This window comes from Saccharomonospora saliphila YIM 90502, from assembly GCF_000383795.1.
GTDB lineage: Bacteria > Actinomycetota > Actinomycetes > Mycobacteriales > Pseudonocardiaceae > Saccharomonospora > Saccharomonospora saliphila.
In genome coordinates this window covers 81,246-86,277 of the sequence record NZ_KB912704.1, presented here as the reverse complement: position 1 = coordinate 86,277, position 5,032 = coordinate 81,246, and the positions used below count along the sequence as shown (strand labels likewise).

Annotated in this window: 5 protein-coding genes; 3 read left to right on the top strand and 2 right to left on the bottom strand. The window is 71.5% G+C overall.

Annotated elements, in window-relative coordinates; translation table 11 throughout:
- Nucleotides 1-761, bottom strand: a 761-nt coding sequence (locus SACSA_RS26305) for an MFS transporter (RefSeq protein WP_232212978.1), incomplete at its 3' end; no start/stop codon positions are given.
- A gap of 127 nt (nt 762-888) precedes the next feature.
- On the opposite strand from SACSA_RS26305, the gene SACSA_RS0116580 reads away from it, so the two are divergent.
- Nucleotides 889-2,022, top strand: coding sequence for a methyltransferase domain-containing protein (locus tag SACSA_RS0116580; RefSeq protein ID WP_019818844.1), 1,134 nt, complete (start codon nt 889-891; stop codon nt 2,020-2,022).
- Nucleotides 2,023-2,104: 82 nt separating this feature from the next.
- Here the strand turns inward: SACSA_RS0116580 and SACSA_RS0116575 are convergent, their stop codons facing one another.
- Nucleotides 2,105-2,671, bottom strand: coding sequence for a helix-turn-helix transcriptional regulator (locus SACSA_RS0116575; protein ID WP_332253383.1), 567 nt, complete (start codon nt 2,669-2,671; stop codon nt 2,105-2,107).
- 136 nt (nt 2,672-2,807) lie between these two features.
- On the opposite strand from SACSA_RS0116575, the gene SACSA_RS0116570 reads away from it, so the two are divergent.
- Nucleotides 2,808-3,350, top strand: coding sequence for a DUF1059 domain-containing protein (locus SACSA_RS0116570; protein WP_019818840.1), 543 nt, complete (start codon nt 2,808-2,810; stop codon nt 3,348-3,350).
- Between the two features lie 385 nt (nt 3,351-3,735).
- Entirely contained in the window at nt 3,736-4,755 is a 1,020-nt protein-coding gene (locus SACSA_RS0116565; protein WP_028661954.1) for a multicopper oxidase domain-containing protein, read from the top strand.
- The last annotated feature ends 277 nt before the right edge of the window (nt 4,756-5,032 follow it).

Here is a 5,032-nt window from a genome sequence, read left to right as displayed (position 1 = left end):
GCGAGCGCGGCGGCCAGGCCCGGGGACTCGGCGGTGTTCTCGACCGCCAGCAGCAGCGCGGCGACGCCGCCTCCCAGGAGAAACGCTTCCACCGTCGTCGACGCCCCGGGCCGGGGCAGGCCCCGCCCCGTCCGGGGCATCGCCCGCCGGGCCAACCACAGCACCGCCGCGACGAGCGGCAACTTGAGCAGCAGCACCGCACGCCAGCCGAGCTCTCCCGCGACGAGCCCGCCCGCGGAGGCGCCCGCCATCCCGCCGACGGTCATGATCGTCACTACGAGCGAGACCGCCCGGCCGCGCTGTGCGGGGCGCACGGTGAGGGCGATCAGCGGCATGTAGCCGGACAGGGTCAGGCTCGCCGCGAGTCCCTGCATCAGCCGGGCGAGCAGCAGCAGCCAGATCGTGGGCGCGAGCGCGGCCAGCACGCTCGTCACCGCGACCACCGTCATCGACAGCAGCAGTGCCGCGCGGGGGTCCGCGCCGTCGATCCAGCGTCCGGCCGGGATCGACACGGAAGCCATCGGCAGGGCGTAGGCCAGCAGCACCCACGCCGTCACCGCCGGTGCGACGTCGAGGTCCGCGCCGATGCGCGGGATCACCACCCCGGCGAGACTCATCTCCGAGGTGACGACCAGCATCGCCAGCGCCAGGGCGCCCACACCCGCCCAGCGGGTGCGGGCGGGTCCGGCTTGCCGGGGCGCGGACGGGGGGACGGCTGGGGCGGGGTCCGGTTCGTCGGGGGTGGCTGTACGGGGCGTCATGGGCGGGACGCTAAGCGCCGCCCGCGCTGGTGCGAATCAGTCAGTCGACCGGGCACGCGCGCGGTGTGCGTATGGACCCACGTGAGGCCGCGGACGTCTGCTTGAGGGCGGACGAAAGGAGAGACCCATGACCTCGACGAAACCACCGGACGACGTGGGCGCCGGGACCACGGCCACGGCGGAACCGGATGCCGAACTCCAGGAACGCTTGGAGGCACTGGTCGGTCAGGTCGTCACCGACGCGGGCGCGGCCGTGACCGTGCCGTTGGCGCTTCTCGGCGACCGGCTCGGCCTGTTCACCGCCCTCGCCGGGAAGGAACCCATGACCTCGGCCGAGCTCGCCGAGCGCACCGGCCTGCGGGAGCGGTACGTGCGCGAGTGGTTGATGGCGATGGCCACGGCGGGCTATGTCAGTTTCGACGGGGCGGACGCGGGCTCCTCGGCGGCGGTGCGGTATCACCTCGCGCCGGAGCAGGTTGAGGCGTTCACCAACCCGGACAGCCCCGGCTACGTCGCCGGCGCGTTTCAGACGCTGACGGCGGCCACCCGCATGCTCGACCGGCTGACCGACGCCTTCCGCACCGGGGAGGGCGTGGCCTGGCACGAACACCACGACGACCTCTTCGTCGGCACCGAGCGGTTCTTCCGCCCGGGTTACCTGGCGAACCTCACCGGTTCCTGGATTCCGGCGCTGACCGGGATCGAGGAGAAGCTGCTCGCCGGGGGCCGGGTCGCCGATGTCGGGTGTGGCCTCGGCGCGTCCACCGTCCTCATGGCGCGGGCCTACCCCGCGAGCACGTTCGTGGGCCTGGACTACCACGCCCCGTCGATCGTGCTGGCACAGCAGCGTGCCGCCGACGCCGAGGTGACCGATCGCATCACCTTCCGCACGGCGGGGGCGAACGAGCTGGAGGGCACCTACGACCTGATCACCTTTTTCGATTGCCTGCACGACATGCCTGACCCGATGGCGGCGCTGCGCGCGGCGCGGGCGTCGCTGGCCGAGGGCGGGTCGGTGATGCTGGTCGAGCCGATGAGCTGGGACGCGCTGTCGGAGGCGGTGAACCCGCTCGGGCGGCTGCTCGCGGGGGCGTCGATGCTGATCTGCCTGCCCAGCGGACTGTCCGAGACGCCCGCCTACGGGCTCGGCAACCAGGTGGGACCCAGCCGCATGCGCGAGCTCGCGCACGAGGCGGGGTTCGGCTCGGCGGAGGTCGCGGCCTCCAGCGAGATGAACCTGATCTACGAGCTGCGGGACTGACCCGCGCGGCCCGCGTGGGGTGGGGCGTCGTCGGCGTCGAGGCCGCGCGGGGAGCACACCGTAGCGCTCGGGGCCGCGCCGGTCACCGCAGGACCCGGGCGACCGCCGCGGCCCGCCCCGCCACCTCCAGCTTGCGGTAGATGTGTTCCAGATGCTTGGCCACTGTCCTCGGGCTCACGGCGAGTTCGTGGGCGATGGCGACGTTGGTCCGCCCGCGCGCGACCAGGGCGACGACCTCCCGTTCGCGTCCGGTCAGTGTGACGGTCCCGCCGCCGTCGCCGTCGGTGGCCGCCGCGGGATCGGTGTGCTCCCGGGACCGCGCGAGCGCCGAGGTCAGCGGGTCCCGCAGCAGCGACAGCACGTCGTGCTCGACGTCGGAGAACGCCCGGGTGGATCGGGAGAAGGTGAGCACCGCGCGGAAGCCGGGGTCGGGGGCGAGTGTCAGGCGCGCGTGGAAGCGCGTCCCCGGAGGCGGCGGGCACGACCCGACCCGGTGGAGCCGGAGGTGGTGAATCGTTCCGGAGGCCAGCCACACCTCGTGGTAGGTGAGCGTGTCACACGACAGGATGTCCGACAGCAGCGGAAGCGACTGCCGTGCGAACTGGTCCTGATCCCGCGGCGCGGACAGTGAGTCCACAAGGGATACCACTCTGCGCACCGTGTCGAGGGGGAGGTACATGGCGTGCGGCCCTGTCGTGCGTGGTGTGCGTATCGACGTTGCGCCCGCGTGCCTGGTGAAGTCAAGCACAGCGACAACGGAACGACCGCGCGAGAAGGGAACCGCGATGACCAGGAAGTACGTGGACTGCCGCAGCACACCGAGCGTGGCCGGCTGCACGCTGACGATGAGCGGGGAGGAGGAGGAACTCGTCCGCGCGGCGGCGACGCACATGGTGGACGTGCACGGCCACACCGACGACGACACCCTGCGTGAGGGCATCCGGCACGATCTGGCCGACGAGCCGGTGGCCGACACGGAGCCGGGGGCGTTCGTGCAGTTGATCGAGTTCCGCACGAGCCGCATCGACGAGGTCGAGCGGCTGACCGACGAGTGGGCCGATGCCATCGGCGCGGACCGCACCGCGCGCTGGGGCGTGCTGGCGGCCGACAGGGACCGGGCGGAACAGTACGTCGAGATCGTGGAGTTTCCCAACGCCGAGCAGGCGCGGGTGAACTCGGAGAACCCGGAGACGGGTCGGTTCGCGGACCGGTTGCGTGCTCTGTGTGAGGGCGAGCCGCGGTTCGTCAACCTGGAGGTGCGCGGGACGACGAGCTTCGCGCCCGCCGCCGCGGCCGCGCCCCGGCAGCGCACCGCGACCACCTCCTGAACGCACTCCGCGTCCCTGCTGAGAAGCCCCTTCCCCGTGGTGAACGGGGGAGGGGCCTCGTCGTGTCCGGTGCGCGCGGCCCGGCTGAGTCTCGTGCCCGCGTCCCACCGGCGAGCCGGACGACGTTGCCGGGGCGGGGAGAGCACTGGGGTACGCCATTCGGCCTAAGCGCGAGAGTCCGCCACGCGGGGCGGGGGTCACGGGCGTCGTGGCCCCCGCCCCGCGCGTTCTTGGGCCGGTCGGCGCAACTCGCTACTCCGTTCAGCGTACAGACTTCTGCTTTGTTGCATCAGAAGTCGGACTTTTCCGATCGTAGATATTTACGCGCTGGCCCTAAGTAATTAACGTCCCGACGGAATCTGTTCTCGCGGGAGGCGAAGATCACATGACCGATGGCAACGCCCGGGACAATCCGCTCGGACGAGGAGTGTCACGCCGCTCGATGCTGGCCGGTGCCGCGGCGGGCGTCGTGACGCCGGTCGCCGTCGCCGGTCTCGGCGGAGGCTCGGCCGTCGCGGCCGACCCCGGTAACGGCCGGGGCAACGGCCACGACGGCGAGACGCGTCGCATCACGATGTACGCGGAGGAACTGCCGGACGGCATGATCGGGTACGGGCTCGAACCGGGCAAGGCCACCGTCCCCGGCCCGATCCTGGAGATCTGGGAGGGCGACACCCTCGAGATCGAGCTCGTCAACACCACCGACACGCGGCTGTCCATCCACCCGCACGGCGTGGACTACAGCGTCGACTCCGACGGCGCCCCGCTCAACGACTCGTTCAACGAGCCGGGCGAGACCCGTACCTACGTCTGGCGTTCCCGGCCGCAGTCGAAGGGGCCGGGCAAGCTGTGGATGCCCGGCAGCGCGGGGTACTGGCACTACCACGACCACGCGATGGGCACTCCACACGGGACGGAGGGTCTGCGCAAGGGCCTCTACGGCGCCCTCATCGTGCGGCGCAGGGGCGATGTCCTGCCCGACCGCCAGTTCACGGTCGTGTTCAACGACATGACCATCAACAACCGGATGGCGCCCGACGTGCCGGTGCTCGAGGCCAATCTCGGGGAACGGGTGGAGTTCATCGCCATCGGGCACGGCAACAACTTCCACACCTTCCACCTGCACGCCCACAAGTGGGCCGACAACCGCACCGGGTACCTGGAGGGTCCCAACGACCCCAGCCGGGTCATCGACAACCGCGACCTCAATCCCGGGGACTCGTTCGGGTTCCAGGTGATCGCGGGGGATGGCGTGGGTCCCGGCGCGTGGATGTACCACTGCCATGTGCAGTTCCACTCCGACGGCGGGATGGCCGGTGTGTTCCTGGTCCGCAACGAGGACGGAAGCATGCCGCCGGGCGCCCAGGAGGCGCTCGACCGGTACCACGGGCATGCCGGCGCCTGAGTCGCCGGCTGGTGAGCGCACACCGCGACCGGTGTGCCGACACCCCAAGTAAGGAGTAGAGATGAGTCGACGGAGATGGTCAGCTCTACCCCGTGACGGGCGTGGGAGATCGACGCCGTTACGGCGTGGCCTGGTTCTGCTGACGAGCATGACGGTGGCGCTGGGCCTGTCCACGGCACCGAGCCTCGGTGCCCCCGGGCAGCAGAACCGCCAGGGCGGCCCGGAACGCGGGGCCGCGGCCGAGGACGCGGGCCCTGCCGAGGAGGCGGGCGACGCG

Excerpts from the sequence above, each read along its gene's own strand:
- SACSA_RS0116565 (WP_028661954.1), top strand. The coding sequence starts at position 3,736 with ATGACCGATGGCAACGCCCGGGACAATCCGCTCGGACGAGGAGTGTCA.
- SACSA_RS0116580 (WP_019818844.1), top strand. The coding sequence starts at position 889 with ATGACCTCGACGAAACCACCGGACGACGTGGGCGCCGGGACCACGGCC.
- SACSA_RS0116570 (WP_019818840.1), top strand. The coding sequence starts at position 2,808 with ATGACCAGGAAGTACGTGGACTGCCGCAGCACACCGAGCGTGGCCGGC.